A 23,272-nucleotide genomic window follows, 5' to 3' on the forward strand; every position below is an offset into this window, starting at 1 on the left:
GCCGTGCCGGTACATCGATGCCCGTCGCCACCGACGCCCACGCCTCACCCAACGGCGACGGGCTGATGCACCGGCACGGCCCCGACCCACCACCGGACGGGAACCGCGCCCGGCGGCCGTCTCTCAGGGGTGAACCCTCAGACGGGTGACCCGCTTGTCCACCTTCAGGAGGTGAGGGCGGCACCGTCTCTACAACCTGAGGCGGACACGGCTCCGGGACCTGCGGCCGATCCGCCGGACGAGGGCGCGAACCTAGCGTGGAGGCATGACCACACTCGTCTGCACGAGCGCCTCGAACGCCGCCACCGGGGCGGCACGGACCCTTTCGTACCCGTCGTTCTCGTCGTACGTGAAGGCGCGGCAGCCGGTGCTGCTGCGTGCCGCCCGGTCGCTCACCGCGAACCCGAGCGACGCGGAGGACCTGCTGCAGACGGCCCTGACGAAGACGTACGTCGCCTGGGACCGGATCGAGGACCACCGGGCCCTGGACGGCTATGTGCGGCGCGCCCTGCTGAACACGCGGACGTCGCAGTGGCGCAAGCGCAAGGTCGACGAGTTCGTCTGCGAGGAACTGCCGGAGCCGGAGGGGCTCCCCGCCCCCGACCCCGCCGAGCAGCAGGCGCTGCACGACGCGATGTGGCGGGCGATCACCAAGCTGCCGGCGCGGCAGCGGGCGATGGTGGTGCTGCGCTACTACGAGGACCTGAGCGAGGCCCAGACCGCGGAGGTCCTCGGGGTCTCCGTCGGCACGGTCAAGTCGGCGGTCTCCCGCGCGCTGGGCAAACTGCGCGAGGACCCCGAGCTGATACCCGTTCGCCAGGAAGGCCCCCGTCCGGTGTCCGAGCGGGCCCTGCGCTGATCGATCATTCCTGGTCCTAGTGACATACCGCGCGGTATGTGCGCAGAATCAGCGCAACCCATTACTACCGCGTAGGCAATGTCGCCCCCGGGAGGACGCCGTGCTGAGCACGATGCAGGACGTACCGCTGACTGTGACCCGCATTCTGGAACACGGGGCTCTGGTGCACGGAGAGTCGCAGATCACGACCTGGACGGGAGAGGGCGAACCGCACCGCCGCAGCTTCCGCGAGGCCGGCCGGCGCGCGAACCAGCTCGCCCACGCCCTGCGCGACGACCTCGGGGTGACGGGCGACGAGCGCGTCGCGACCCTGATGTGGAACAACGCCGAGCACGTCGAGGCGTACTACGCGATCCCCTCCATGGGCGCCGTGCTGCACACCCTGAACCTCCGCCTCCCGGCCGAGCAGCTCGTGTTCATCGTCAACCACGCGGCCGACCGCGTGGTCCTCGCCAACGGTTCGCTGCTCCCGCTGCTCGCACCGCTCCTCCCCCAGCTGCCGACGGTGGAGCACGTGGTGGTCTCGGGTCCCGGCGACCGCTCGCTGCTCGACGGCACGAGCGTGCGGGTGCACGACTACGAGGACCTGATCGCCGGGAAGCCGGACGTCTTCGACTGGCCGGAGATCGACGAGCGGCAGGCCGCGGCCATGTGCTACACCTCCGGGACCACCGGGGACCCCAAGGGTGTCGTCTACTCCCACCGTTCGATCTACCTGCACTCCATGCAGGTGAACATGGCCCAGTCGATGGGGCTCACCGACCTCGACACGACCCTCGTCGTGGTCCCGCAGTTCCACGTCAACGCCTGGGGCCTGCCGCACGCGACCTTCATGTCGGGCATCAACATGCTGATGCCGGACCGCTTCCTCCAGCCCGCCCCGCTCGCCGAGATGATCGAGAGCGAGCGGCCCACGCACGCCGCCGCCGTCCCCACGATCTGGCAGGGACTGCTCGCCGAACTCACCGCCAAGCCCCGTGACGTCTCCTCCCTCACCCAGGTGACGATCGGCGGCTCCGCCTGCCCGCCCTCGCTCATGGCCGCCTTCGACGGTCTGGGCATGCGCGTCAGCCACGCCTGGGGCATGACCGAGACCTCCCCGCTCGGCACCGTCGCCCGCCCGCCGGCCCACGCGGTCGGTACGGACGAGGAGTTCGCCTACCGCCTCACCCAGGGCCGCTTCCCGGCGGGCGTCGAGGCCCGCCTCACCGGTCCCGGCGGCGAACGGCTCCCGTGGGACGGCGAGTCCGCCGGTGAACTGGAGGTCCGGGGTCCGTGGATCGCCGGTGCCTACTACGGCGGCAACGACGGGGAACCGCTGCGCCCCGCCGACAAGTTCAGCGAGGACGGCTGGCTCAAGACCGGTGACGTCGGCACGATCAGCGCCGACGGCTTCCTGACCCTCACCGACCGCGCCAAGGACGTCATCAAGTCGGGCGGCGAGTGGATCTCCTCGGTCGACCTGGAGAACGCCCTCATGTCCCACCCGGACGTGACCGAGGCCGCGGTCGTGGCCGTCCCCGACGAGAAGTGGGGCGAGCGGCCGCTGGCCACCGTCGTCCTGAGGGAGGGCTCCGCCGCCGACTTCGAGACGCTGCGCGCCTTCCTCGCCGAAGAGGGCAAGATCGCCAGGTGGCAGCTCCCCGAGCGCTGGTCGATCGTCGAGGCCGTCCCGAAGACGAGCGTCGGCAAGTTCGACAAGAAGGTGATCCGCAAGAGGTACGCCGAGGGCAGCCTGGACGTGACCAAGCTCTGACGAGGATGACCTGAACACACAGGCCGGGCGGGGAACCCTGAGGCTCCCCGCCCGGCCTGCGCGTGTTCCACGGCCGTACGGCGCGGTCGTACGGGACAGCCCTTAGTTGGTACCGATGCGGGCCAGGAGGTCGACGATCCGGTCCTGGACCTCGTCGCTCGTCGAGCGCTCGGCGAGGAACAGCACCGACTCCCCCGCGGCCAGCCGCGGCAGTTCGGACGCGTCGACGGCGGCCGTGTAGACGACGAGCGGTGTGCGGTTCAACTGCCCGTTCGCACGCAGCCAGTCGACGATTCCGGCCCGTCGGCGCCGTACCTGCATCAGGTCCATCACCACGAGGTTCGGCCGCATCTGCGCGGCCAGGGTGACGGCGTCCTCGTCCGTCGAGGCGCGCGCGACCTGCATCCCGCGCCGCTCCAGCGTCGCCGTCAGCGCGAGCGCGATCTCCGCGTGCTCCTCGATGAGCAGGACCCGCGGCGGGTGCTGCTCGGAATCGCGCGGTGCCAGTGCCTTCAGGAGCACGGCGGGGTCGGCGCCGTACGCCGCCTCGCGCGTCGCCTGTCCGAGTCCGGCCGTCACCAGGACGGGCACCTCGGCCGCGACGGCGGCCTGGCGCAGCGACTGGAGCGCCGTGCGGGTGATCGGGCCGGTCAGCGGGTCGACGAACAGCGCGGCGGGGAACGCGGCGATCTGCGCGTCGACCTCCTCGCGCGAGTTCACGATGACCGGCCGGTAGCCGCGGTCGGTCAGCGCCTGCTGGGTGCCGGCGTCGGGCGCCGGCCACACGAGCAGCCGCCGCGGGTTGTCCAGCGGCTCCGGGGGCAGTTCGTCGTCCACGGGACGCGGCTGCGGTTGGTCGGCGACCTCGACGGCACCGCCGGGACCGTCGAGCGGCTCGGGGCCCTCGGCGGCGTTCTCGTCCGGCGCTCCTATGGCGTAGGACCGTCCGGCGCCCTCGGTGGTGCCGGGCCGCCGGGGTCCGGCACCGGGCTGGGCGCCCTGCGGAAGAGCGCGCGCGCCCGTCTCCGGGCGTTCGGCGGCGGGCTCGGGCGGCGTACCGAGCTTGCGGCGGCGGCCCCCGCCGTTCGTCCCGTGCGGGGGAGTCGGGGCCTGGACGCCGCCGCCCGGCTGGGCCGCCGCGACCTGACGGGCGAACGGAACGCCCTGGCCGAGCGTGCGCACGCTTATGGCACGGCCCTGCGTCGAGTTGGGGTCGGCCGGGGCGGACGCGGGCGTCGCCTCGGCGGGCAGCGGCTGGGCGACCCGCGCGGCCGGGCGTTCCGGGGGGAGCGGGGCGGGGACGGCCGGGGCGGCCGGGGCCGCCGCCGGGAGCGCGGGCTGCGCACCGGCACCGGTGGTGTTGTTCGCGTCGGGCCAGGGCTGCGCCACCGGAGCGGGCGCCGGCATCGCGGCCGCCGGGGCGGAACCCGGCTGCGCGGCGACGGCGGGCAGGCCGGGGGGAACCGGCCGCCCGGCGGTGGCGGGGACCGGGGCGCCCTGAGCGGGAAGTCCCTGCGCCGGGACCGCCCGCCCGAGCGCGGGCACCGGCTGTCCGGGAAGCCCCTGCGCCGGGACCGCCTGCGCGGGTGCCCCGGGCGCCGCTTCGGGAGCCGGTTCCGCGAGCTGACGGGCACGGCGGCGGCCCGTCGGGGCGGAGGCCGGGTGCGGCTGCGGCGGGGTGTGATCGTCGTCGGGGTCGTGCCGCATCGCGTCGTGGCGGCCGTCGGGCTGCTGGGCCAGCGCGACCTGGGCCTGCACCTGATCCTGTGCGGCCTGGGCCACCTGCGCCCGCTCCGCCTGGACCTGGGCGGCCTGGGCCTCGGCGGCCTGGACCTGCGCGGCCTGCGCCTGGGCCTCGGCCCGGACGTACTCCGGCGAACGGTCCGCCTCCGCCGGCGGCAGCGCGAACACCGCGCGGGCGCCCGTCTCCTGCGCCGCGGCACGCTCGGCCGCCGCGGCCAGCGCACGGCGGCGCCGCCCGGTCGGCCGGCCCGCCTCGTCGACGGTGCCGTCGTCGTCGGGACCGCCGTCCGGAGCCGTCGCACCGTCCGGAGCCGTCGCGACGGGCGCCGCCGGCAGCGCGTTCTGCTCACCGTCCCGGCGCGCGCGCCGTCCGGAGGGCACCGGTACCGGCACCCCCTGCGGAGGCACCGTCCCGCCCAGCCCGGATCCCACGGCCGCGGTGCCCGAGCCGTGCTCGCCCGCCATCACGACCGCGCCCTCGGACACCCCGGCGGGCGTGCCCTCGGCCGGGGCGTCGCCCGTGCCCTCGACGGAGCTGGGCCGGCCGCGACGTCGTCCGGTGCCGCCGGAGGCGTCCTCGGTGCCGTCGCCCGGCTGCTCCTGCCCGGGAACCGCCGGCTCGCCGGCCGCCTGCTCCTCCGCCGCACGGCGGCGACGGCGCCCGGTGGGAGCGGTCGCGCCGGCCGCCTCGACGGCCCCCGGTCCGGTCTCCCCCGACTCCTCGCTCTCCAGGAAGGCGTCCGTGGAGGCCCGCCGGGCCCGCCGCCGGCCACCGCTCTGCTGAGGGGCCTGCTCGGGAAGGGCGATCTCGGCGCCGACCGCCACACCGGTGCCGGGCGGAACCGCGCCCGCCCCGCCGCCGATGGGCACCTCCAGGACGTAGGCGCTGCCGCTCATGCCGGGCACCTCGTGCGTCTGGAGCACACCGCCGTGCGCGCGCACGATCCCGCGCACGATCGGCTCGTGCACCGGGTCTCCCCCGGCGTACGGCCCGCGTACCTCGATACGGACGACCTCGCCGCGCTGCGCCGCCGCCACGACGACCGTGTTGTCCATGTAACCGCCCGCCGACACCGGCGCGTTGCCGGTCGCGTCGACGCCCGCGACGTCCGCGACGAGGTGGGCGAGGGCGCGCGCGAGACGCCCCGGGTCGACCTCGGCCTCGATGGGCGGCGCGTGCACGGCGAACTGCACGCGTCCGGGCCCGATCAGGTCGACGGCACCCTCGACACCGGCCGCGACCACGGCGTCCAGCATCACGTTCGTACGGAAGATCGTCTCGATGCCCGCGTCCAGCCGCTGGTAGCCGAGGACGTTGTCGACGAGCGTCGTGATCCGCGAGTAGCCGGCCGCGAGGTGGTGGAGCACCTGGTTGGCCTCCGGCCACAGCTGCCCCGCGTCGTCGGCGGCGAGCTTGGCGAGTTCGCCGCGCAGTTGGTCGAGGGGTCCGCGCAGGGAGTGGCCGAGGACGGCGAGCAGCTGCTCGTGCCGGGCGGCCAGCGCCTCGTAGCGGTCCTTCTCCCGTTCGCCGAGCGACGCGTACCGCTCTTCGCCGGCGGCGAGTTCCTCCTCGTGCTCCTCGGTCAGCTCGGTGAGCTCGGCGGCGTGCCGCTCACGCAGCTTCGCCAGCTCGGCGGTGTGCTCCTCGCCGATCTGTTCCAGTTCCTCGGCGTGCCGGGTGGCGGCGGCTTCCTTCTCCTCGACCAGGGTGTCGTACGGGCGCCGGTCGGTGAAGGTCATGACGGCACCGACGAGCTGGTCCCCGTCGCGCACCGGAGAGGTCGTCAGGTCGACCGGGACCTTGTCCCCGGACTTCGACCACAGCACCTGCCCGCGCACCCGGTGCTTGCGCCCGGAGCGCAGCGTGTCGGCGAGCGGCGACTCCTCGAAGGGGAAGGCCTCGCCGTCCGCCCGCGAGTGCAGGATCAGCTCGTGCAGGTCCTTGCCGCCGAGGTCGCTGGCCCGGTATCCGAGGATCTGGGCGGCGGCGGGGTTGACGAGAACGACCCGCCCCTCGGTGTCCGTCCCGACGACACCCTCGGCCGCCGCGCGCAGGATCATCTCGGTCTGGCGCTGCGAGCGCGCGAGCTCGGCCTCGGTGTCGACGGTGCCCGAAAGATCGCGTACGACGAGCATCAGCAGCTCGTCAGGGGTGGGGCCGTAGTTGTCGTAGGCCTGCTGGCCGCTCTCCAGATTCGCGCTGGTGACCTCGACCGGGAACTCCGAGCCGTCGGTCCGCCGCGCGATCATCCGGGTCGGCTTGGTGCGCCCGCGCTCGTCGGTCGTGTCGGGGCGCCGCATGGAGCCGGGGATCAGCCGGGAGTCGAACTCGGGAAGCAGATCGAGCAGCCCGCGGCCCACCAGAGCGGTGCCCGGGGTCTCGAAGGCTTCCAGGGCGATCGTATTGGCGTTGACGACGGTCCCGTTGGCGTTGACCAGGACCAGCGCATCCGGCAGCGCGTCCAGTATGGCTGCGAGGCGAGCAGCGCCTCGGGATGGCCTGCTGCTCACGAGACGCTTCCTCCCTGTTACCGCACCTTGCCGCCCGCGGAGGCCATCTTGCCAACCGGTCCGCGGCGTGTCACGCGAGGGAGTCTACGGGCAGAGGTTGCGCTCGCGATGCCGGATGAGAGGGAGGTCGCACACATATGAGACGCAGAAGCGGCGTAGAACCTGTGACCACGCATTTCACCGTACGGAACCGTGAGAGCACCGTGAGATCACTGTGACTTCGCCGTGTCCTCCGTTCCTTCCGCACTACGCGCGGGCGTCGGGCAGGACGGGCGCGAGGGCGTTCCAGCGCGAGATCTCGCACCCGTTCGAGCGGTCGTAGCGCGCGTCGACGGGGCGCCCCGCCCAGGTTCCCGTGACATGAGCGGTGGCCGGACCCCCGTAGACCATCGTGCACAGGGCGTCCGGCGGCACCGGGGCGAAGGTGTCCTTGCCCCAGGTGGTCATCCGGTCCAGCCGGTCGCAGGCCTCCGCCGCGTGCGGATGGGTGCCGCCGGCCGGGTGGCACTCCAGCTCGAGAGTCCCGTCGGCGCCGCCGCCCACGCCGTCGACGGTCACCGTCAGCCGGTCGGCGGAGTCGTCCGGACGGGCCGGCGGGGGCATGAGGGACGGCAGGGCGGTGCCGGCCCGGGCCGGCACCGGGACCCCGCCGGGGAACAGCGACGACGGTCCGCCGGTGAACACGGCGGCGGGCCCGGCGGGGGGCGCCACGGGTACGGGGGACACCCCGGGGGCGTCGGAGGGGGTGCCGGCGGTGGCTCCGGGCGCCCAGGAGAGGGCGGTGGCGGCTGACACGGCGGCGGTGAGGAGCAGTCGGCGCAACATGACCTGCCTAACGCGGGGAGACCCACCCGGTTGCGTGCTCGTGGGGGCTTTGCAGTGCGGCGCATCTCCCTAGTACCGTGGGGGGCGATTGGTGACGCGGTCCTCGACTGTGTCATCATCTGCACGCACCACTCGCGCTCGCGTGAGGGGTTGTGCGGGAGGCGTCGCCTAGTCCGGTCTATGGCGCCGCACTGCTAATGCGGTTTGGGACTTACATCCCATCGAGGGTTCAAATCCCTCCGCCTCCGCGCGAAGATCCGAAACCCCGGTCCACTGGACCGGGGTTTCGGCGTTCCAGGGGTCCACGAGGGCCGCCGAACGCGCCGGCGTCCGGGACGCGCACAAGCGCCCAGAAGCACGTTTGCCCAGCTCACAAGGGGTGAGGCAAACGGATTTCACATGGCGGCGGCAGTCATGTAATGTTCTTCCTGTCGCCGCGAGCGGGGCAAAAGCCCGGGGAGCGAAGACAAGAACAAAAACAGAACAAGCACTCGTAGCTTAACGGATAGAGCATCTGACTACGGATCAGAAGGTTGCAGGTTCGAATCCTGCCGAGTGCACACAGGTGAGAGGCCCCGGAGAGATCCGGGGCCTCTTGCGTTTCCGCGCCGTACAGCAGCGAAGTACAGCAACCGTCTTAGCCCGTACCGCCCATGGCGTCGGACAGCTTGCCGATCGCCGAGCGCACTTCTTCCTCGCTCGCCTCGGCGTAGACCTCCATCGTCATGGCGATCTGCGAGTGCCGGAGGATGCGCTGCGCCACCTTCGGGTGGACCTTGAGGGCGACCAGGAGCGAGCTGCACGTGTGCCGGGTGTTCCGCAGAGGGATCATCCGGAGGCCGGCGCGGCGAGCCCGCAGCGCGAACATGCGGGTCAGGTTGCCCGGCTCGATCGGAGTTCCGTACTTCGTGGTGAAAATCAGGCCGTGGCTGTCCTGCCAGAGCTCCCCGGCAGCTTTCCGGTCACCGGTCTGCTGGGCATGACGCATCCGCAGCGCCTTGAGGCAGAGCGCGGGCAGCGGCAGGAAGTCGTCGGAGTCCTCCGTCTTGGTCTCGCGGTGCAGGATCTGCCGACCGGCCCGCTGGATCTGGTGATCCACGTACAGCTCACCCCTCTCGAAGTCGACGGACTTCCAGGTCAGGCCGAGCACCTCACCACGGCGTAGGCCGAGGGACAGCACGAGCACCCAGGCCGCGAAGAGGTGGTCATCGCGGGCAGCCGCATCGGCGAGGAACCGGCCCGCCTCGGCAACGGACCACGGCTTGATCCGACGACGCCGGGGCTTGGGCACCTTCACCAGGGAGGCAACGTTCTTGGTGATCTCCTCCTCGGTGACCGCATGAGTGAGCGCGGCGCGCAGGGCATCCCGAGACCCCTGGATCACCCGCCGGGACGGGTAGGCCTCGCAGCAGTCCCCGACCGCGCAGCACTTCCGGCGGTTGGGCTCCCGCTTGGCATCCTTCCCTTGGGCGCAGCACTGGCAGACAGTCGCCAGCTTGGTCAGCCACTCGCGCACATCCCGGACGGTCAGCTTGTCCAGCCTCTTGGGCCCGAGGTGCGGGGCGATGTAGAGCCGCACGTATCCCTCGTACGAGACGTACGACAACGGGGCGAGGTTGGGCTTCACGATCGAGTCGAGCCAGTACGCGAGGAAGGCGGACAGCGTCCGGTGACGGGTGACCACTGGGCCCCGCTTCGCTTCAGCGTGGAGCGCGAGCCACTTCTCGTGGACGTCCTCGCGCGTCTTGCCGTAGGCGTACTTGCGGGCCCGTTTGCCGTCCGGCTTGGTCACCCAGACGTACGCCGCGAAGCCGTTCTTGTACGGGTAGATCGAACCTTCGCCGTTGCCGCGCTTGCCGCTCATGCTGATGCCCTCTCAGCGTCGGCGGTGACGTGCTGGATGTACTCGTCCACCCAGGCTGGGAGGATGCGCCGGTTGCGTCCGACCTTGACGGAGCGGATCTCGCCAGTGAGTACGAGCATCTTGGTCTTGGACAGGCTGAAGCCGAGCATCTCGGCCACCTCTGCCGTGGTGTGCCATTTGCGTGCGATCACAGCCATGGTCATGCTGCGGCTTCCTCCCAGTTGAGTTGGTCTTGCAGGGCTTCGCGGGCGGTCTCGCGGTTGTGCTGGAGGTCGCGGGCGATGGTGGCGGCGAGGGCGGATTCGCCGGGGGTGTGGCCGTGGCCGGCGTATTGCCAGTCGGCGAGGACGAGGACGGTGTCCGGCTCGTGGTCCTCGAGGCCGAGGGCTTCGCGTTCCTGTGCGGCGCGGAAGTCGGCGCGGGCCTGGCGGAGTTCGCCGAGGGTGGTGGAGTAGCGGCGTGACTTCGAGCTGAAGTGGCCGCGGAAGCCGAGCATGTGAGCCCAGGCCCAGAGGCGCCGGTCGGGGTAGAGCGGGTCGAGCTGTTTGCAGGCTTCGATGAGTCGGCGGGTGTGGTCGGGTATGTGGTGGCGGTCGAGTTCGGCGAGTTCGCCGATGCGGCGGTCGAGGGTGCCGGTGTTCTCGGCGGCCTTGGTGGCGTACTTGGCGACGTAGGAGGCGACGGCCTGTTCGGTGATGTCGGAGCCGTCGCCGAAGGCCTTGATGGGGCGGATGTCGAGCTGGGTGCCCCAACGGAAGGTGCGGGCGGGCTGGTCCTCGGCGGCCGGGACGGAGACCGAGGTGTAGGAGTGGGTCGCGGCGGCGTGGATGGCGTCGGTGAGGAGGCTGGCCGTCGCCCAGGACGGGGGAGGGGTGTCGGGTCCGTCCGGTCCGTCGAGGCGGATGACGGCGTGGAAGTGCAGGGCGCCGCGCTTTTGGAACTCGGCGACCTTGCCGTAGGAGAGCCGGGCCGACTCCTTCAACTCCCGCTGTGACAGACCCGCGCGGGCCGCGATCTCACGGCGGAGCCGGTTGGTGAAGCGCTGCCAGAGGTTGCCCGCATGGTTGTTGAACAGAACGGCGCCCGCGTAGTCGTACGTCTCCGGATCGAGCGCCGTGCCGAGCGCGGGATCGTCGGCCGGATGCCGGGTCCCGCAGCGGCAGACGCCACGGTCGGGGCGGTTGTGGACGGGGCCGAAGGAGGGGGCGGTGAGGGTGGCGAAGACGCGGGGGTGGTCGCGGACGGTGGACGGGATGTCGCGGCGGTCGTCTCCTGCCAGGCCCGCGCGGATCAGGTGGTAGGTGTCGCCCGCATACGTCCAGGCGCAGGAGGGGCAGCGGGAGGCGCGCCGGTTGCCGCAGGCGAGGCGGAGCCGTCCGCTGGGCTCGGTCTCGGTGGAGTAGTGGTGAAGGGTCTGGCCGGTGGTCTTGTCCTTGGTGAGGGTCCAGCCGGTGAGGTGGATGGGGTCGGCGCAGCCGCCGGTGCGGCGGATCTGTTCGTGCCAGCGGTCGAAGTCGTCGGCCGAGGCCACCCTCAGCAGATCGCCGAGGGTGACCGGGTCGAGCTGGGTGGCGAGGTTCAACGCCACCATCCCCGCTTTTGAGGGGTGCTGGCGTTGCTGCTGGAGGTCTCGTTGGAGGAGCGGCCGGAGCGGGTGGGCTTCGCGGTCCGGTCCTTGTCGTGCAGGTGGTGGGCCTTGACGATCTTTTTCAGGCGGTCGTAGTCGCCGTCGATGGGGTCGGGCGGGATGCGGTCGACTCCGCGGCTCCAGTTGCGGGGCATCAGACGCTCACCGCCTGGCGGGCGGCGGGGCGGGTGGTGGTGCCGGTGCCGTGGCAGGCCGGGCAGTGCGCGGTAATGGTGCGCAGGAGTCCGTGCCGGTCGCGGCCGCCGAGGGTGACGGCCACGGAGGCGAAGCCGTCGCAGTTCGGGCAGATCCGGGCCCGACGTCGGGTGTGGTGCGTCATGCTGGTGGTTCCTTTCGATTGCGGTTGGAAGGGGCCGGACCGTCCGGGCGGCGGCGATGCTTGGTGGCTTGTGCGCCGCCCGGAGGGCCGGTCAGAAAGCGGCGGGGCGGTGCCCGCGGCGTGCGGCGCGTCCCTTGGCCGCGTACATCGCGGCATCGGCGGCGGCGAGAGCTCCGGGGAGCGTCCGGGTGGGCAGGTCCGCCAGACGGCAGGAGCCCACGGACGCGGCCAGCGGCAGCGTCTGCCCGGTGTGGAGGAAGGGCCGGTGCAGCGCGCAACCCAGCTCGGTGAGGTCCGGGCCTGTGGCCTGAGTGGTGATGGCGACGAACTCGTCTCCGCCGAGGCGTCCGGCGATCCCGTGCCGACCGCACCAGGCGGCGAGGCGGGATGCGGCCACGGTGAGCGCGGTGTCTCCGGCGGCGTGGCCGTGGGTGTCGTTGAGGGTCTTGAAGTCGTCCAGGTCGACCAGGACGACGAGCGCGTCCGGGTGCCGGTGGATGAGGCGAGTGGCACGGGCGGTCCATCCGGCCCGGGTGTGCAGGCCGGTGAGCGGGTCCCGGCGGGCAACGGCGAGCCGGTGGGCGAGGAACCCGGAGTGAGCGGCCCAGCCGACTAACGGCGGGACGAGGGCGAGCGCTTGGGTGTCCACGGTTCTCCTTCAAGGCAGGTTGGAAGAGAGGTGCGGGAGCTGTCCGGACGGCGGCGATGCTTGGTGGCTTGTGACACCGTCCGAAGACCCGCTCAGCGGCGCCGGTTGTCCGAGGCGACCAGCGAGCGGATGACCAGGGCGCAGACGGCGACGGACGCGGCGGTGACGGCGACCGCGAGGAGCAGCGAAACCAGGACCGCGCCGACGACCAGGACCACGGCCGCGCCGCCGCCGACGAGCGCGATCACGGAGCCGGGGGTGAGCTGCACGGCCGGCCGCGCCGGTACCGACGCCGGGGCAGTGGCCGGGCCGGGCGCGAAGTGCTGCGGGCTCTGCTGGATGACGGTGGTCGGCTCGACGAGCCGGGTGGGCGGGGTGATGTGGCCGGTGGGCTGGGGCATGGCCGGGACCTTGGGGCGGAGCATGACGGGGGGTCTCCCTTCGTGGGTGGTTACTTGACGGTGGTGTCGATGACGGGGGCGAGGACGCTGTCGGCGAGGAGGTAGCCGCCGAGCAGGAGCACGGCGACGAGCCACCAGGGCGGGCGGATGAGTTTGACGCCGAGCCAGCCGACGACGATCAGGGCGAACCAGAGCGGGACGTCCACGGGTGTCTCCTCAGCGGGCGGTGCAGTGGTGGGTGCGGGCGGCGAGCTGGGCGGCGGTCTGGCTGGAGTAGTCGGCGGACCATCCGCAGTGGTCGTTGGTGCACACGGCGGCGTGTTTGGTGTGGCCGTGGCGGTCGCGGTGGGTGCCGATCTGCACCGGGCCGATCCGCATCACGGAGTGGAAGTGGTCGCGGGCGGGCATGACGGGTTCTCCTTCCGGTCGGTGGTGGGGTCGGGGAACCGGGCGCGGATGCTGCGTGCGGTGGCCGGGTCGGTGGTGCGCCGGGCGGCTTCCTCGGCGAGCAGGTGGGCCAGGTAGGGGCGTTTGGCGGCGTCCATCTCCCGTGCGCCGTCGAGGTAGTCGGCGCTCGTCAGGTCGGCCGGGTCGTTGGGCATCAGGGGGTCTCCTCTCGTTCGGGTCAGGTGAGCTGGGTGGCGATGGCGTCGGCGAGCTGGGGCGGGACGCCGAGGCGGGCGCGCAGGGTGTCGGTGTCGATCCGGGCGCCGGTGCGGGCCTGGTGGTCGGCGGCGAGCTTGCGGGCGTGGTCGACCAGCGCGGCCGGGACCGACGGAAGCGGCGAAGCCGCGGGAGCGGGTGCCAGGGCCCGGGTGTCCTCGGCCGCGGGAAGCGGTGCCGGTTCGGGCTGCGGATCGGGGACGGATTCCCGCTCGATCTCGGGCGCCGGAACCGGGACTGCGGGGGCCGGCCGAACTGGCTCCAGGTCCTCGTCCTCGGCGGTGTGTGAGTGGGCGAGGAGGGTGCCGCCGAGGAAGGCGAGGGCGGGCCATCCGGCGATGCCGAAGCGCAGCCAGGCCGGAGGGTGGGCGAGGTCGAGGAATCCGGCGGTGGCGACGTTCGCGCCGAGCGAGGCCACCAGGGCGATCAGGAACCAGCACCAGGCCAGCCGCGACGGCCCATCCGACCGGAGTCGGCGCCAGGCGGCGACCAGGAGCAGATCCACGCTGACCGGGTAGGCCCAGCCCTTCCACCCGCTCTGACCGGCAGCGTCGGCCAGCTCGTGCAGGTGGGCGAAAGACAGAGCTCCGGCAATCACGGCCTGGACCAGGACGGCGTCCACCCGGAACGCGGGCCGTGCCATCAGAGGCTGCCGGGGTAGTCGGGGCCGTCGGCCGGGTCGTAGCCGGGCGGGAAGGTGCCGGGCGGCGGCTCCGGCAGGGACGCGGCCAGCGACGGGCCGACGGCGTCGATGAAGCTGTGATCGGCGCCGGATGCGTCGGCGTAGAGGGCGAGTTGGCCCAGCAGGAGCACGGTGCGGGCGAAGTCCTCGCAGTCGGGGCACATGGCGGGATCTCCCATCAGCAGGCATGGAGGGGGTAGGGACCCGGCGCGAGACGGTCACGCCAACCGGAGAGCGGGAGAGATCAGACGGTGACCGGAGCGGCCTTCGCTAGCGGCTCAGCGGCCGGGGTCAGGGCGCCGACGACGGGCCGGAACGGTGCGAGGGCGGGCAGGTCCGGGGCGCGGTCGGCGTAGCGGTTGCAGACGTTGACCGCCGCCCGGAGGGAGGTGTGCGGGGCGCGGATGCGGGCCCAGCCGCCGGAGGAGTCGCCGGTCACGGCGATGCCGGGAGTGTCGGTGCGGATCTGGATCGCGGCCAGGACGGCGTCCGGGGCAATGTCCCCGAAGGCCATGTTCGCCGAGGACTCGTCGTTGACGCGGTGGGCGGTGCGGCCGGTGAGCTGGGCCCGCAGCATCGTGATGCCCTTGCCGAGCTCGGAGCCGAAACGCTGCCCGCAGATCTCCAGATAGATGCCGGCGGCCCGGCCGAGCTGGGCGAGGCGGACCAGGGCGGTGATGATCCGGTCCCGGCGCTTCTCCTCGTCCTTGGACGCGAAGAGGGCGAGTTCGGCGACCTCGTCCACCAGGACCACGATCGGAGTCGGGCGCAGGTGGTCGGGCAGGTCCCAGATGTCGGCGGCGATCTCCGCGTCCGGCACGTTCACCGTGATCCGCTGCTCAGCCCGGATCACCTGATAGACGTCCGCCATGTGCGAGACGAGCGCTTCCAGCAGGTCGAGGGCGGTGTCGGGGTTGTCGGCCAGCGCGGAGAACCGTCGCGCCAGCGGGAAGAGCTCCACGCCCTGCTTGCAGTCGATGCCGACCAGGGCGACGTCCATCGGGGCGAGGCCGGCCACCAGGTTCCGCTGGTAGACCGACTTCCCGGACTCGGTGGCGCCGAGGGTGAGCCCGTGCGGGACGGCCCGGTAGTCGCGGTAGTGCACGGCCCCGTCCTCGCGCAGGGCGACCGGAACCCGCATCGGCGCCGGATCAGCCTTGGCGGGCATCTGGACCCGCTTGAGGACGTCGTAGCCGGTCATCCGCACCTCGACCACACCGGAGCGCAGCTCACGGGAGGTCACGCCGTACATCCCGAAGGAGTGACGCAGCCGGTCGGTGGCCGCCGAGACGTCGAACGCGTCCTGTCCGGGGCGGAGCTTGAGGCGCAGGACCAGGCCGGTCCGGGTAGGGCGAAGCCGCAGGATGCGCGGAGCCCTCGACTCCGGGACGGGCCGGTTAGTCATCCGGGCCAGCGCCAGACGCCAGCGCGAGGGCGGCACGGTCAGCCTGCACGCATCCATCACCGACGTGTAGTGCACCAGCACTCGCACCGTGGCGAAGGCGGCACCGAAGGCCAGCCAGTACCAGGCCGGACGCCGCCACCGCAGCACCAGGACAGCAGCAACGACCACCACCAGCAGGGCGACCGTTAACCCGGTCATGATCAGGCCGCCTTCGACGCCGAGCCAGCACCGGCGAGCGAGGTGACCGCGACCGCGCGGAACGCGATCCCGTGCCGCTTCTGCCCGTTGAACTCGTTCTCCCACGCCGAGGCCACCAGGCCCGTCAGCGCGACCGGGGTCCCCATGACCAGGTCCTCGGAAACGCCCGGCTTGGGAACGGTGAGCTTCAGGATCTCCACCTCATCCGGCGTGGAGAACATCACCTCCACCGTCATCAGCGTGACGCCGTCCTTGTCCACGGCGATCTCACCGGTACGACGGTCCTTGACCTTCGGCTGCGGAGCCTTGGCGACCATCACGGTCGCATTCGTGGTGTCGACGGGGATCTGACGCACAGAGATTCACTCCTCTATAGAGGTTGGACTCCGTCACTCATGTGTATGAGTGACATGAAGAAGAGTGCATGACTCCTGTACATGAGTCAACCCGCCGCGAAGAAGAACTCGCGACGGGCTGAGGGAAGTTGAGGGAGCGTCAGTCGACTGCGGGGATCCGGTACTCGAAAACGAACTGGTCAGCGGCCATGAGGGTGTCGCAGACCTCCACCACGCGACCCTCGGTCGTACGGGCTTCACGGATCAGGTGGATGACCGGGGCGCCGGGGCTGAGAGCCAGCTCCGAGGACTCCGCCTTGGAAGCCGGACGCCCTTGCAGCGTTTCGACGAACTCCACGAACTCGTGCCCGTGGTCTTCGAGTCGGGCATAGATGCCACCGCCGCCGGGATTCTCGGCGAACAGCTCGGGGATGTCCTTCACGACGTCCCACGGGAGGTACGACGTCGCCGTCTCGACTGGCGTGCCGTTGCGGAAGTAGAGACGCCGTCGGGCGAGCACCTGAGTGCCGGCGGGGACGCTCAATCGTTCCGCGGCATCCTCCGGGGCCTCCATCGGGCCGATGTAGAGGACGCTCACCTTGGCTGTGGCGCCAGACTGCTCGGACTCGGCGAGATAGGCAGCCTTGCCACCCTGCCGAAGTGAGCGCCGGAAGCGGTCGGAGGATCGATGGCGGACCGGCGGTCGATCCTTCACGGTCGAGCCTTTGCCGTGCCGCGTCTCGACCAGTCCACTCGCGCGCACCTCGACCATGGCCTTACGGATCGTGCCGCCTGCAACTCCGTAGCGGTCGACCAGCTCGGACTCGCTGGGCACCATGTCGCCTGGCTTGAGGACGCCAGCCTTGATCTGCCGCACGATCTCGTCGGCGATCTGTACGTAGCGAGGTACGGGCCGCTCACCTCCTACTGCTGTTCCCATAGTCCTTCTCTTCCTCCTATGCTCCTGCACATGAGTAACAGTGCCCAGGAAGGTGAGTCAACGCCGCTGCACTCCGTGTCTGTAGCGGGAGTGGTGATCGGTGAGGACGGCCGACTCCTGGCGATCCGCCGTGCGGACAACGGCACTTGGGAGCTCCCTGGCGGCGTACTCGAGCTCGATGAGACCCCCGAGGCCGGCGTCGTCCGCGAGGTCCTGGAGGAGACGGGCATCCACGTCGAGGTGGACCAGCTCACCGGGGTCTACAAGAACACGACCAGGGGCGTCGTCGCCTTGGTCTTCCGGTGCAAGCCCTCCGGGGGCACCGAACGCACGTCCAGCGAATCGACCGCGGTTGACTGGCTCACACCCGAAGAGGTCAACGAGCGCATGGCGGAGGTCTTCGCAATCCGACTCTTGGATGCCCTGGACGGCAACGGCCCCCATGTGCGGAGCCATGACGGCAAGCGCCTGATCGCAGCGCGGTAGAACTTTCTCTACTTCATCAAGTGCCCGCGCAAGCGCGGGCTGGCCCCTGGGGCCCGACCCCTCTGCGCCTTCGGCGCCGGGGTCGGCCCCAGGGGCCGCAGCGAGCTACGGCTCATGCGTAGAGGCCCGGACACGGAGCGCTCCGGTCAGAACATGCCTCCGGCGGGGGCGCTCAGGCTCCGAGATGGCGGGGCGCCGTTCGCGTATGCCGGCCGAGTGTGGCGTGCGCGGGGTGCTCCCATCCCGTCTGCCGTCGACCCAGGCAGAGCCGAGCAGTCGCGGCCCAGGGCGTCAAGGTCGTTCGTACAGTGGCGCGCTCCACCTTGACGCCCTGAACCACGCCCGCTCCACGGAGTGTGGGTCGACGGCAGACGGGATGGGAGCCGGGGCCAGTCGTTGGGACAGGTTGTCTACATCTGGAGCATGACCACAGAGTGAATCTTGGGCATATGATCTGATCATGACATTGAGATCGCGTATAGCTACAGTCGTAGGCGCCGTTGCTGCCGCCACCATGCTGACCGTCACCAGCGCCTCCGCTCTCACCCTCGAGAACGATCTCGCTAGCAGCACCGAGAACCCGGGCAATGACACAATCTGTACCTCGACCGGCTCGTGGTCCCAGGCGTGCTTCTACGCTGACGGTGACTGGTTCGGCGTCAAGGACACCTGGGAGGACGGTCTCTCGGGCGTCGTCGCTTGGGAGGTGGTGGACGCCAACGGCCGGATCGTGCGTTACGGGCACATCTGGAACAATGCGGGTTCCGACGCAGGTTGGCGCTTTAAGAACAAGGACCTTCCTGAGTCGGCAAGGGAAATCGTCACGTTCAGGGCTTGCAGGGGCAGTTACTCAACGCTGCACATACAAGACGGCTCCTGCGGTGCGGAGCGGTCAGCCTACATCTAGGCTTCAGCCGTCGAAGCCCGCCCACCATCCGACGGATTCCAGGGTTCGCCGCAACACTGCCCTGCACGCTATGGATGGACCCACCCCCTTTGACGGCTGTTGAGCCGTGCCACTCCCGTGCCATGGCACAGCGCGGGCAGCTGCTGTACCGCAGTGAAGTACAGCAACTACAGCAACCGACCCGAACCATCAGCGCCCTGCAAAGGCTCTGGAGGGGCTGGTATGACCGTCAGCGACTGATCTCTATAGAGCTACGGATCAGAAGGTTGCAGGTTCGAATCCTGCCGAGTGCACACAGATCAGAGGCCCCGCCGGTTCAACCGGCGGGGCCTTTGGCGTGCGTGGGTCAGGTCAACCCCTCGGGAACCGTGAGCGGTTCGGTCGGGGTGGTGTTCGGGGGCGGGCCGGTGAAGGAACGGGCTCGGGATCAGTCGTGTGCGGGCGCCCTGACCCAGCGCCGGGGCGATTCGGCGTACGAGTAGTGCGGGAGCCCGGCGGTTCCCGCGGTGCGGAAGGGGCGGCCGTGGTCGTCGATCCGGATGGTGCCGGTGCGGCCCTGCGAGGACCAGTCGAGGTCGAGGTACCAGTCGCACGCGCAGTGCTCGGTGCGTGCCTTGACCAGCAGCACCTCCGGGTCCTCCACGGAGACCCGGTACGGGAGGCGCCTCGCCGTCAGGGTCTCGTCCCCCTTTTTCCCGGACACGGCCCGGGGGACGGGGGTGTGCGCGTCGAGGCTCACCGCGAAGGACGGGGGCGTGTCGCCCCCGCCGCAGCCCAGGGCCGTGTCGTAGACGAAGGCTCCGTCGTCCGGGGGCGCGGCGTGGCGTACGACCCGGACGTGCAGGGTCTCCAGGACGACAGCCGCCGAGCTGCGTCCCTGCACCGACACCCGCACGATCGTCTCCCCGCCGTGCACCGCGTCCTGGGCGTTCGCCCACACCTCGGCGTCCTCGGCGGACGGCGGCGGGGGGACCTGGCCCGGGGGTTTGCCGATGACGTAGTCGTGGCCGCAGTCCCCGTCCCAGACGTGGGAGTTCACGGTCCAGATGAAGGGGACGGCCGGGGTGGACGGCCGCGCCGGGGTGCCGGTGGGTGACGCCGCCGGACCGCCGCGCGGTGAGGCTTTGCCGGGGGAACCCTGGGTCGGGAGCTCCGGGTACCCCGGAAGGCCCGGCAACGCCGCAAACGCCAGGAGCCCCGCGGCGGTCAGGAGGAACGCGACGGCCGGACGCCGCCGGTACCAGGCGCGGGAGGGCCGCCCGGCCGCGGTCACGGGCACGACGTCCGGTGCGGGCACGGCGTCCGCCGCGGGCGGTGCGTCAGGTGCGTTCGGCGCGTCCGCCGTGGGCTCCGTGAGGGGACCGGGCCCGGTGGGGTGTGCGGGGGACGCGAGGGGTACGGGTGTGTTCCCCCGCTCCGGAGTTCCGTCGTTCCCGTCCGCGGCGCCGTCTTGCGCGCCGCCGTCCGATCCACCCTCCGCGCCGCCTTGCGGGGCGCTCGGCTCGGTGGGGGGCGTCTCACGCGGGCGGGGCCGGCGCCGCTGCGCGACCGCCAGGATCCACAGCCGGTGCAACTCCACGCGCTCCTGGGACGAGGCTCCGCACAGCACGGCGAACCGCTCCACCACGGCGAAGTCCAGCGGCACCGCCTCGCCCGCGCAATAGCGGTGCAGCGTGGAGGCGTTCATTCCCAGGCGCCGGGCGAGAGCCGCGTAGCTGCGGTCCGTGCGGGCCTTGAGGCGTGCCAGCCGGTCCGCGAACCTCGTCACGTCGTCGTCGGCCGCGGCCATGGCCCGTGCCCACCTCCGCTCGTATCGGTCCGTCCCGTCCCGGAACGGCATCCCAAGGGGTCCATATCTCTGCACGTCAACTGCCCTGGGATGGTTCCACCGTTGCGGACCGGACGGCAGTGATTGCCGCGGTCCCCCAGGGCCGCCGATGCTCTTGGTGTCGCCCCCAGCGGTACGGCCCCACCGGCCGGCGTGTTCAGGGGAGCGGCATCCAGACCACCCACTCGTCCACGGGGACACCCATGGCCGAACGCACCCTCGACGGGGCGTCCGGCGGTCCCGTGCGACGACGTACACCGACTCGGAACCGAGGGACACACCATGCACGGGAACACTTCCGGACGCCGCAGCCTCCGCCGTATCGCGGCCGTCACCGCCGGCCTCGCCCTGGGCCTCGGGCTCGGCGTCTCGGCGCACGCCTCCCAGACCGACGCACCGCACCGCGCTCCGCTGGCGGCCGCCGCCAAGCAGCGGACCGTGAGCGGCACGGCCGACGACGCGCTCACCGGCATCGCCGACTTCTACGGCGCCTACATCGACGCCCAGAACGGCTCCGACCCCAATACCAAGCTGATGAACGACCTGCGCGCCCACTACCTGGACTCCGCGCTCAGCAAGAAGCTGGCGGCCTGGGAACGCACGAACCACGCGGACGGCGTCCTGCGCGCCCAGAGCATCCCCGCCCGGTGGACGGTGACCGAGAAGAGCAAGGGCGACTCCACCGAGGCCGTCGTCACCCTGAGCTGGGGCATGGGGGGCACCGTCAAGCTCTCGGTCGTGATGACCCCCAACCACCGCATCGTCAGCATCAGCCCGGCCAAGTAGCGGACGGCTGCCGCGGGACCGTGCGTCCCGTGGGTGATCCCCCACTGGTCAGGGTGCTTGTCGGTGGGGGGCTCTACTGTCGTCGTGTGCGGCGGGTGTGGACGTGTTCGGGGTTGCGGTGGTCGGGGGACGGGCCCGTGCTGGTGTGGGGCGGGGGGCGCACGAGCCCGCTGGTCCCGGGGCGGCGGATCGCGTTCGGCGTCGTGGACGGGGGTGTGCGGACCTGCGTGGGGGCGCGGGGGAACGCGTGTCCCGTGCGGGCCGTGGTGTCGCCGCGCGGTACGGGGGCGCGGTGCGAGGAGTGCGCGTGGCTGGACCGGGCGCACTCGGTGGCCGCCGACACACTGGCCGATGACCCGCGGCCGTACCGCGTGTATCTCGCGTGGTTCGGGCCCGGCCTGGTCAAGGTGGGGATCACGCGGGTCGAGCGGGGCTCCACCCGCCTTCTGGAGCAGGGCGCCGTCACCTTCAGCTGGCTGGGGCAAGGGCCGCTGATGGCCGCCCGCCGGGCCGAGGAACTGCTGCGGGCCGCGCTCGGGGTGCCGGACCGGATTCCGTACGCCGACAAACGGGCGGTGCGGGCGGCTCTGCCGGGGGCCGGGGAGCGCGTCGCCGAGATCCGGGAGCTGCACGGGCGTGCCGGGGATCTCGACGGCTGGCCGGAGTCGCTCCGGCGCGCGCCCTTCGAGCCCGTGGACCACACGGACCTGTTCGCGCTCGCCGGACTTCCGCCCGCGCGGGGGGTCGTGCGCGAACTGGCCGCGGGGGGATCGGCCGGCGGAGAGCTGCGCGCCGCGGCGGGTCCCGATCTCCATCTCCTCACCGGACGCGGAGTCGTCGTCCTCGACACCCGGCTGATGACGGGGTGGGACCTGACCGGCGTCGGCGGCACGGACGTGGACCAGGACTCCGGAATCACCTTTCCCGTACGGGAGCTGCCCGCGACGGACACCGGTGTTCAGGACGGCCTCTTCTGAGGGGACAGAGGCAGGGGGAGGGGACAGGGGAGGGAGGGGTGAGGGGGAGAAGGAGGAGAAGGGGTGTGCGGCGCTTCGGTGATGACGGGGCGGGCCGGCGGGCGGAGACGGGGCTGGCCGGCGGGCGGAATGGTCAAGACTTCGATCCCTTTCGGCTCCCGTTCGGAAAGGTGCTGGACGGCGGGGGACGCCCGCAAGGAGAGTGTCGGACATGAGTGATCACCCTCTCGTTCCTGTCGCAGCCCATGAACCCCCCTACTACGTCGCCGTGTTCACCTCCGTACGGAAGGAGGAGGACGCCGGGTACGGGGAGACCGCCGAACGCATGGAGGAGCTGGTCCGGCAGATCCCGGGCTATCTGGGGATGGACTTCGCGCGCTCGCCGGGCGGACTGGCCATCAGCGTCGGGTACTTCCGGGACGAGGCCGCCATCAAGGAGTGGAGCGCGCACGCCGAGCACCGGGCGGCACAGCGGCGCGGCCGGGCCGACTGGTACGAGCGCTACACCCTGCACATCGCCAAGGTCGAGCGGAGCCACGGATTCGAGCGTGCCGATGACTGACCGGGAGGGCACGCCCGGTGCGGAGACCGAGGACGTGCGGGACGAGGCGCGCGAAGTGCGGGACTTCTGGGAGGGGCTCGGGCTGCCCGGACTCGTCGACGTCCACACGCACTTCATGCCCGAGCGGGTGCTGCGCAAGGTGTGGGACTACTTCGACGGACTGGGCGAGCTCACCGGCGGCATCGAGTGGCCGATCGCCTATCGCGCGGACGAGGACGAACGACTGGCGCTGATCCGGGAGTTCGGGGTGCGCGCCTTCACGGCGATGCTCTACCCGCACAAGGCCGGCATGGCCGAGTGGCTCAACTCCTGGGCCGTCGGCTTCGCCCGGCGCGCCCCGGACTGCCTGCACACCTCGACCCTCTTCCCCGAACCCGGCGTCGAGCGGTACGTGCGCGAGGCGGTGGAGGCGGGCGCGCGCGTCTTCAAGGCGCACGTGCAGGTGGGGGCGTACGACCCGGCGGACGAACTCCTCGACCCGGCCTGGGGGTTGCTCGCCGAAGCGGGAATCCCCGTGGTGATCCACTGCGGCTCGGGGCCCTCCCCCGGCAAGCACACCGGACCGGCGCCGGCCGCCGCCGTCCTTCGCCGGCACCCCCGGCTGCGGTTCGTCTTCGCGCACATGGGGATGCCCGAGTACGAGGACTTCCTCGGCCTCGCCGAGCGCCACGACGAGGTGCGGCTCGACACGACCATGGCGTTCACCGACTTCAGCGAGCGGCTCGCGCCGTTCCCGCCGGGTCTCCTGCCCCGGCTCGCGGACCTCGGGGACCGGGTGCTCCTCGGCACGGACTTCCCGAACATCCCGTACCCGTACGTCCATCAGCTGCACGCGCTGGAACGGCTCGGCCTGGGGGACGACTGGCTGCGAGCGGTCTGCCACGAGAACGGCGCCCGTCTCTTCGGCCTCCGCTGACGACGAGGGGGC

The 23,272-nt window shown here is 71.6% G+C and carries 26 protein-coding genes and 2 tRNA genes; 10 read left to right on the top strand and 18 right to left on the bottom strand.

The annotated features are described in order from the left end of the window. Positions 1-265: 265 nt before the first annotated feature. Both ACFYW9_RS39455 and ACFYW9_RS39460 read left to right on the top strand, forming a co-directional pair. The gene (locus ACFYW9_RS39455) at positions 266-859 is read left to right on the top strand and encodes a SigE family RNA polymerase sigma factor (protein ID WP_351875211.1); all 594 of its coding nucleotides are present in this window, start codon (positions 266-268) and stop codon (positions 857-859) included. Positions 860-971: 112 nt separating this feature from the next. Further along, positions 972-2,615, top strand: a complete 1,644-nt coding sequence (locus ACFYW9_RS39460; RefSeq protein WP_389159878.1) for a long-chain fatty acid--CoA ligase — start codon at positions 972-974, stop codon at positions 2,613-2,615. A gap of 102 nt (positions 2,616-2,717) precedes the next feature. Here ACFYW9_RS39460 and ACFYW9_RS39465 read toward each other — a convergent pair whose 3' ends face one another. Together ACFYW9_RS39465 and ACFYW9_RS39470 are read right to left on the bottom strand one after the other, a co-directional pair. Next, complete coding sequence (locus ACFYW9_RS39465) at positions 2,718-6,869, bottom strand: PAS domain-containing protein (protein WP_389159856.1); 4,152 nt, start codon at positions 6,867-6,869, stop codon at positions 2,718-2,720. A gap of 246 nt (positions 6,870-7,115) precedes the next feature. Beyond that, positions 7,116-7,694, bottom strand: coding sequence for an SSI family serine proteinase inhibitor (locus tag ACFYW9_RS39470; RefSeq protein ID WP_389159857.1), 579 nt, complete (start codon positions 7,692-7,694; stop codon positions 7,116-7,118). A gap of 157 nt (positions 7,695-7,851) precedes the next feature. On the opposite strand from ACFYW9_RS39470, the gene ACFYW9_RS39475 reads away from it, so the two are divergent. Both ACFYW9_RS39475 and ACFYW9_RS39480 read left to right on the top strand, forming a co-directional pair. Further along, positions 7,852-7,942, top strand: a tRNA-Ser gene (locus ACFYW9_RS39475). Positions 7,943-8,181: 239 nt separating this feature from the next. Continuing rightward, positions 8,182-8,254 (top strand) — tRNA-Arg (locus ACFYW9_RS39480). A 77-nt stretch (positions 8,255-8,331) separates the two neighbouring features. On the opposite strand, the gene xerC is transcribed toward ACFYW9_RS39480, so the two are convergent. The 15 genes from xerC to ACFYW9_RS39555 form a co-directional block, all read right to left on the bottom strand. After that, entirely contained in the window at positions 8,332-9,558 is a 1,227-nt protein-coding gene (xerC, locus tag ACFYW9_RS39485; protein WP_389159858.1) for a tyrosine recombinase XerC, read from the bottom strand. Continuing rightward, positions 9,555-9,761, bottom strand: coding sequence for an excisionase family DNA-binding protein (locus ACFYW9_RS39490; protein WP_384799787.1), 207 nt, complete (start codon positions 9,759-9,761; stop codon positions 9,555-9,557). The genes xerC and ACFYW9_RS39490 overlap by 4 nt, the downstream gene beginning before the upstream one ends. Beyond that, positions 9,758-11,149, bottom strand: a complete 1,392-nt coding sequence (gene repSA / locus ACFYW9_RS39495; protein ID WP_389159859.1) for a replication initiator protein RepSA — start codon at positions 11,147-11,149, stop codon at positions 9,758-9,760. The genes ACFYW9_RS39490 and repSA overlap by 4 nt, the downstream gene beginning before the upstream one ends. After that, positions 11,137-11,340 carry a hypothetical protein gene (locus ACFYW9_RS39500; RefSeq protein WP_389159860.1) on the bottom strand — a complete coding sequence of 68 codons (204 nt, stop codon included), beginning with the start codon at positions 11,338-11,340 and terminating at the stop codon, positions 11,137-11,139. Before ACFYW9_RS39500 ends, repSA begins: the two co-directional genes overlap by 13 nt. After that, positions 11,340-11,525 carry a hypothetical protein gene (locus ACFYW9_RS39505; RefSeq protein ID WP_389159861.1) on the bottom strand — a complete coding sequence of 62 codons (186 nt, stop codon included), beginning with the start codon at positions 11,523-11,525 and terminating at the stop codon, positions 11,340-11,342. Before ACFYW9_RS39505 ends, ACFYW9_RS39500 begins: the two co-directional genes overlap by 1 nt. Before the next feature lie 91 nt (positions 11,526-11,616). Continuing rightward, entirely contained in the window at positions 11,617-12,174 is a 558-nt protein-coding gene (locus ACFYW9_RS39510) for a GGDEF domain-containing protein (RefSeq protein ID WP_389159862.1), read from the bottom strand. A 92-nt stretch (positions 12,175-12,266) separates the two neighbouring features. Further along, the gene (locus ACFYW9_RS39515; protein ID WP_389159863.1) at positions 12,267-12,599 is read right to left on the bottom strand and encodes a SpdD-like protein; all 333 of its coding nucleotides are present in this window, start codon (positions 12,597-12,599) and stop codon (positions 12,267-12,269) included. 26 nt (positions 12,600-12,625) lie between these two features. Continuing rightward, complete coding sequence (locus tag ACFYW9_RS39520) at positions 12,626-12,781, bottom strand: hypothetical protein (RefSeq protein ID WP_351873553.1); 156 nt, start codon at positions 12,779-12,781, stop codon at positions 12,626-12,628. A gap of 10 nt (positions 12,782-12,791) precedes the next feature. Next, positions 12,792-12,983 carry a mobile element transfer protein gene (locus ACFYW9_RS39525; protein WP_121403279.1) on the bottom strand — a complete coding sequence of 64 codons (192 nt, stop codon included), beginning with the start codon at positions 12,981-12,983 and terminating at the stop codon, positions 12,792-12,794. Further along, on the bottom strand, positions 12,953-13,177 hold the full coding sequence (locus tag ACFYW9_RS39530) for a hypothetical protein (RefSeq protein ID WP_389159864.1): 225 nt from the start codon (positions 13,175-13,177) through the stop codon (positions 12,953-12,955). Before ACFYW9_RS39530 ends, ACFYW9_RS39525 begins: the two co-directional genes overlap by 31 nt. A gap of 23 nt (positions 13,178-13,200) precedes the next feature. Further along, positions 13,201-13,881: a DUF2637 domain-containing protein gene (locus tag ACFYW9_RS39535; protein ID WP_389159865.1), complete on the bottom strand. Its 681-nt coding sequence runs from the start codon at positions 13,879-13,881 to the stop codon at positions 13,201-13,203. Then, entirely contained in the window at positions 13,881-14,099 is a 219-nt protein-coding gene (locus ACFYW9_RS39540) for a hypothetical protein (RefSeq protein WP_389159866.1), read from the bottom strand. Before ACFYW9_RS39540 ends, ACFYW9_RS39535 begins: the two co-directional genes overlap by 1 nt. A gap of 65 nt (positions 14,100-14,164) precedes the next feature. After that, entirely contained in the window at positions 14,165-15,523 is a 1,359-nt protein-coding gene (locus tag ACFYW9_RS39545; protein WP_389159867.1) for an FtsK/SpoIIIE domain-containing protein, read from the bottom strand. Positions 15,524-15,525: 2 nt separating this feature from the next. Next, positions 15,526-15,879 carry a hypothetical protein gene (locus ACFYW9_RS39550; protein WP_389159868.1) on the bottom strand — a complete coding sequence of 118 codons (354 nt, stop codon included), beginning with the start codon at positions 15,877-15,879 and terminating at the stop codon, positions 15,526-15,528. 139 nt (positions 15,880-16,018) lie between these two features. After that, positions 16,019-16,798 carry a GntR family transcriptional regulator gene (locus tag ACFYW9_RS39555; protein WP_389159869.1) on the bottom strand — a complete coding sequence of 260 codons (780 nt, stop codon included), beginning with the start codon at positions 16,796-16,798 and terminating at the stop codon, positions 16,019-16,021. An 18-nt stretch (positions 16,799-16,816) separates the two neighbouring features. Here ACFYW9_RS39555 and ACFYW9_RS39560 point away from each other — a divergent pair, with 18 nt between their 5' ends. Continuing rightward, the gene (locus tag ACFYW9_RS39560; RefSeq protein WP_384234216.1) at positions 16,817-17,284 is read left to right on the top strand and encodes an NUDIX hydrolase; all 468 of its coding nucleotides are present in this window, start codon (positions 16,817-16,819) and stop codon (positions 17,282-17,284) included. Between the two features lie 460 nt (positions 17,285-17,744). Then, entirely contained in the window at positions 17,745-18,191 is a 447-nt protein-coding gene (locus ACFYW9_RS39565) for a hypothetical protein (RefSeq protein WP_389159870.1), read from the top strand. Positions 18,192-18,618: 427 nt separating this feature from the next. On the opposite strand, the gene ACFYW9_RS39570 is transcribed toward ACFYW9_RS39565, so the two are convergent. Beyond that, positions 18,619-19,980 (bottom strand): helix-turn-helix domain-containing protein, encoded by a 1,362-nt coding sequence (locus ACFYW9_RS39570; protein WP_389159871.1) that lies wholly within the window; start codon positions 19,978-19,980, stop codon positions 18,619-18,621. A 321-nt stretch (positions 19,981-20,301) separates the two neighbouring features. Here ACFYW9_RS39570 and ACFYW9_RS39575 point away from each other — a divergent pair, with 321 nt between their 5' ends. From ACFYW9_RS39575 to ACFYW9_RS39590, 4 genes are all read left to right on the top strand, one after another. Continuing rightward, positions 20,302-20,805 carry a hypothetical protein gene (locus ACFYW9_RS39575; RefSeq protein WP_389159872.1) on the top strand — a complete coding sequence of 168 codons (504 nt, stop codon included), beginning with the start codon at positions 20,302-20,304 and terminating at the stop codon, positions 20,803-20,805. 86 nt (positions 20,806-20,891) lie between these two features. Further along, positions 20,892-21,782: a DUF2797 domain-containing protein gene (locus tag ACFYW9_RS39580; RefSeq protein ID WP_389159873.1), complete on the top strand. Its 891-nt coding sequence runs from the start codon at positions 20,892-20,894 to the stop codon at positions 21,780-21,782. Between the two features lie 211 nt (positions 21,783-21,993). Further along, complete coding sequence (locus ACFYW9_RS39585) at positions 21,994-22,344, top strand: antibiotic biosynthesis monooxygenase (RefSeq protein WP_351875228.1); 351 nt, start codon at positions 21,994-21,996, stop codon at positions 22,342-22,344. After that, entirely contained in the window at positions 22,337-23,260 is a 924-nt protein-coding gene (locus tag ACFYW9_RS39590; RefSeq protein ID WP_389159879.1) for an amidohydrolase family protein, read from the top strand. The genes ACFYW9_RS39585 and ACFYW9_RS39590 overlap by 8 nt, the downstream gene beginning before the upstream one ends. Positions 23,261-23,272: the final 12 nt, after the last annotated feature.

This window comes from Streptomyces sp. NPDC002698 (assembly GCF_042888945.1).
Taxonomy (GTDB): domain Bacteria; phylum Actinomycetota; class Actinomycetes; order Streptomycetales; family Streptomycetaceae; genus Streptomyces.

Excerpts from the sequence above, each read along its gene's own strand:
- ACFYW9_RS39455 (WP_351875211.1), top strand. The coding sequence starts at position 266 with ATGACCACACTCGTCTGCACGAGCGCCTCGAACGCCGCCACCGGGGCG.
- ACFYW9_RS39460 (WP_389159878.1), top strand. The coding sequence starts at position 972 with ATGCAGGACGTACCGCTGACTGTGACCCGCATTCTGGAACACGGGGCT.
- ACFYW9_RS39470 (WP_389159857.1), bottom strand. The coding sequence starts at position 7,694 with ATGTTGCGCCGACTGCTCCTCACCGCCGCCGTGTCAGCCGCCACCGCC.
- xerC (WP_389159858.1), bottom strand. The coding sequence starts at position 9,558 with ATGAGCGGCAAGCGCGGCAACGGCGAAGGTTCGATCTACCCGTACAAG.
- ACFYW9_RS39490 (WP_384799787.1), bottom strand. The coding sequence starts at position 9,761 with ATGACCATGGCTGTGATCGCACGCAAATGGCACACCACGGCAGAGGTG.
- repSA (WP_389159859.1), bottom strand. The coding sequence starts at position 11,149 with ATGGTGGCGTTGAACCTCGCCACCCAGCTCGACCCGGTCACCCTCGGC.
- ACFYW9_RS39500 (WP_389159860.1), bottom strand. The coding sequence starts at position 11,340 with ATGCCCCGCAACTGGAGCCGCGGAGTCGACCGCATCCCGCCCGACCCC.
- ACFYW9_RS39505 (WP_389159861.1), bottom strand. The coding sequence starts at position 11,525 with ATGACGCACCACACCCGACGTCGGGCCCGGATCTGCCCGAACTGCGAC.
- ACFYW9_RS39515 (WP_389159863.1), bottom strand. The coding sequence starts at position 12,599 with ATGCTCCGCCCCAAGGTCCCGGCCATGCCCCAGCCCACCGGCCACATC.
- ACFYW9_RS39525 (WP_121403279.1), bottom strand. The coding sequence starts at position 12,983 with ATGCCCGCCCGCGACCACTTCCACTCCGTGATGCGGATCGGCCCGGTG.
- ACFYW9_RS39530 (WP_389159864.1), bottom strand. The coding sequence starts at position 13,177 with ATGCCCAACGACCCGGCCGACCTGACGAGCGCCGACTACCTCGACGGC.
- ACFYW9_RS39535 (WP_389159865.1), bottom strand. The coding sequence starts at position 13,881 with ATGGCACGGCCCGCGTTCCGGGTGGACGCCGTCCTGGTCCAGGCCGTG.
- ACFYW9_RS39540 (WP_389159866.1), bottom strand. The coding sequence starts at position 14,099 with ATGGGAGATCCCGCCATGTGCCCCGACTGCGAGGACTTCGCCCGCACC.
- ACFYW9_RS39545 (WP_389159867.1), bottom strand. The coding sequence starts at position 15,523 with ATGACCGGGTTAACGGTCGCCCTGCTGGTGGTGGTCGTTGCTGCTGTC.
- ACFYW9_RS39555 (WP_389159869.1), bottom strand. The coding sequence starts at position 16,798 with ATGGGAACAGCAGTAGGAGGTGAGCGGCCCGTACCTCGCTACGTACAG.
- ACFYW9_RS39560 (WP_384234216.1), top strand. The coding sequence starts at position 16,817 with ATGCTCCTGCACATGAGTAACAGTGCCCAGGAAGGTGAGTCAACGCCG.
- ACFYW9_RS39565 (WP_389159870.1), top strand. The coding sequence starts at position 17,745 with ATGACATTGAGATCGCGTATAGCTACAGTCGTAGGCGCCGTTGCTGCC.
- ACFYW9_RS39570 (WP_389159871.1), bottom strand. The coding sequence starts at position 19,980 with ATGGCCGCGGCCGACGACGACGTGACGAGGTTCGCGGACCGGCTGGCA.
- ACFYW9_RS39575 (WP_389159872.1), top strand. The coding sequence starts at position 20,302 with ATGCACGGGAACACTTCCGGACGCCGCAGCCTCCGCCGTATCGCGGCC.
- ACFYW9_RS39585 (WP_351875228.1), top strand. The coding sequence starts at position 21,994 with ATGAGTGATCACCCTCTCGTTCCTGTCGCAGCCCATGAACCCCCCTAC.
- ACFYW9_RS39590 (WP_389159879.1), top strand. The coding sequence starts at position 22,337 with ATGACTGACCGGGAGGGCACGCCCGGTGCGGAGACCGAGGACGTGCGG.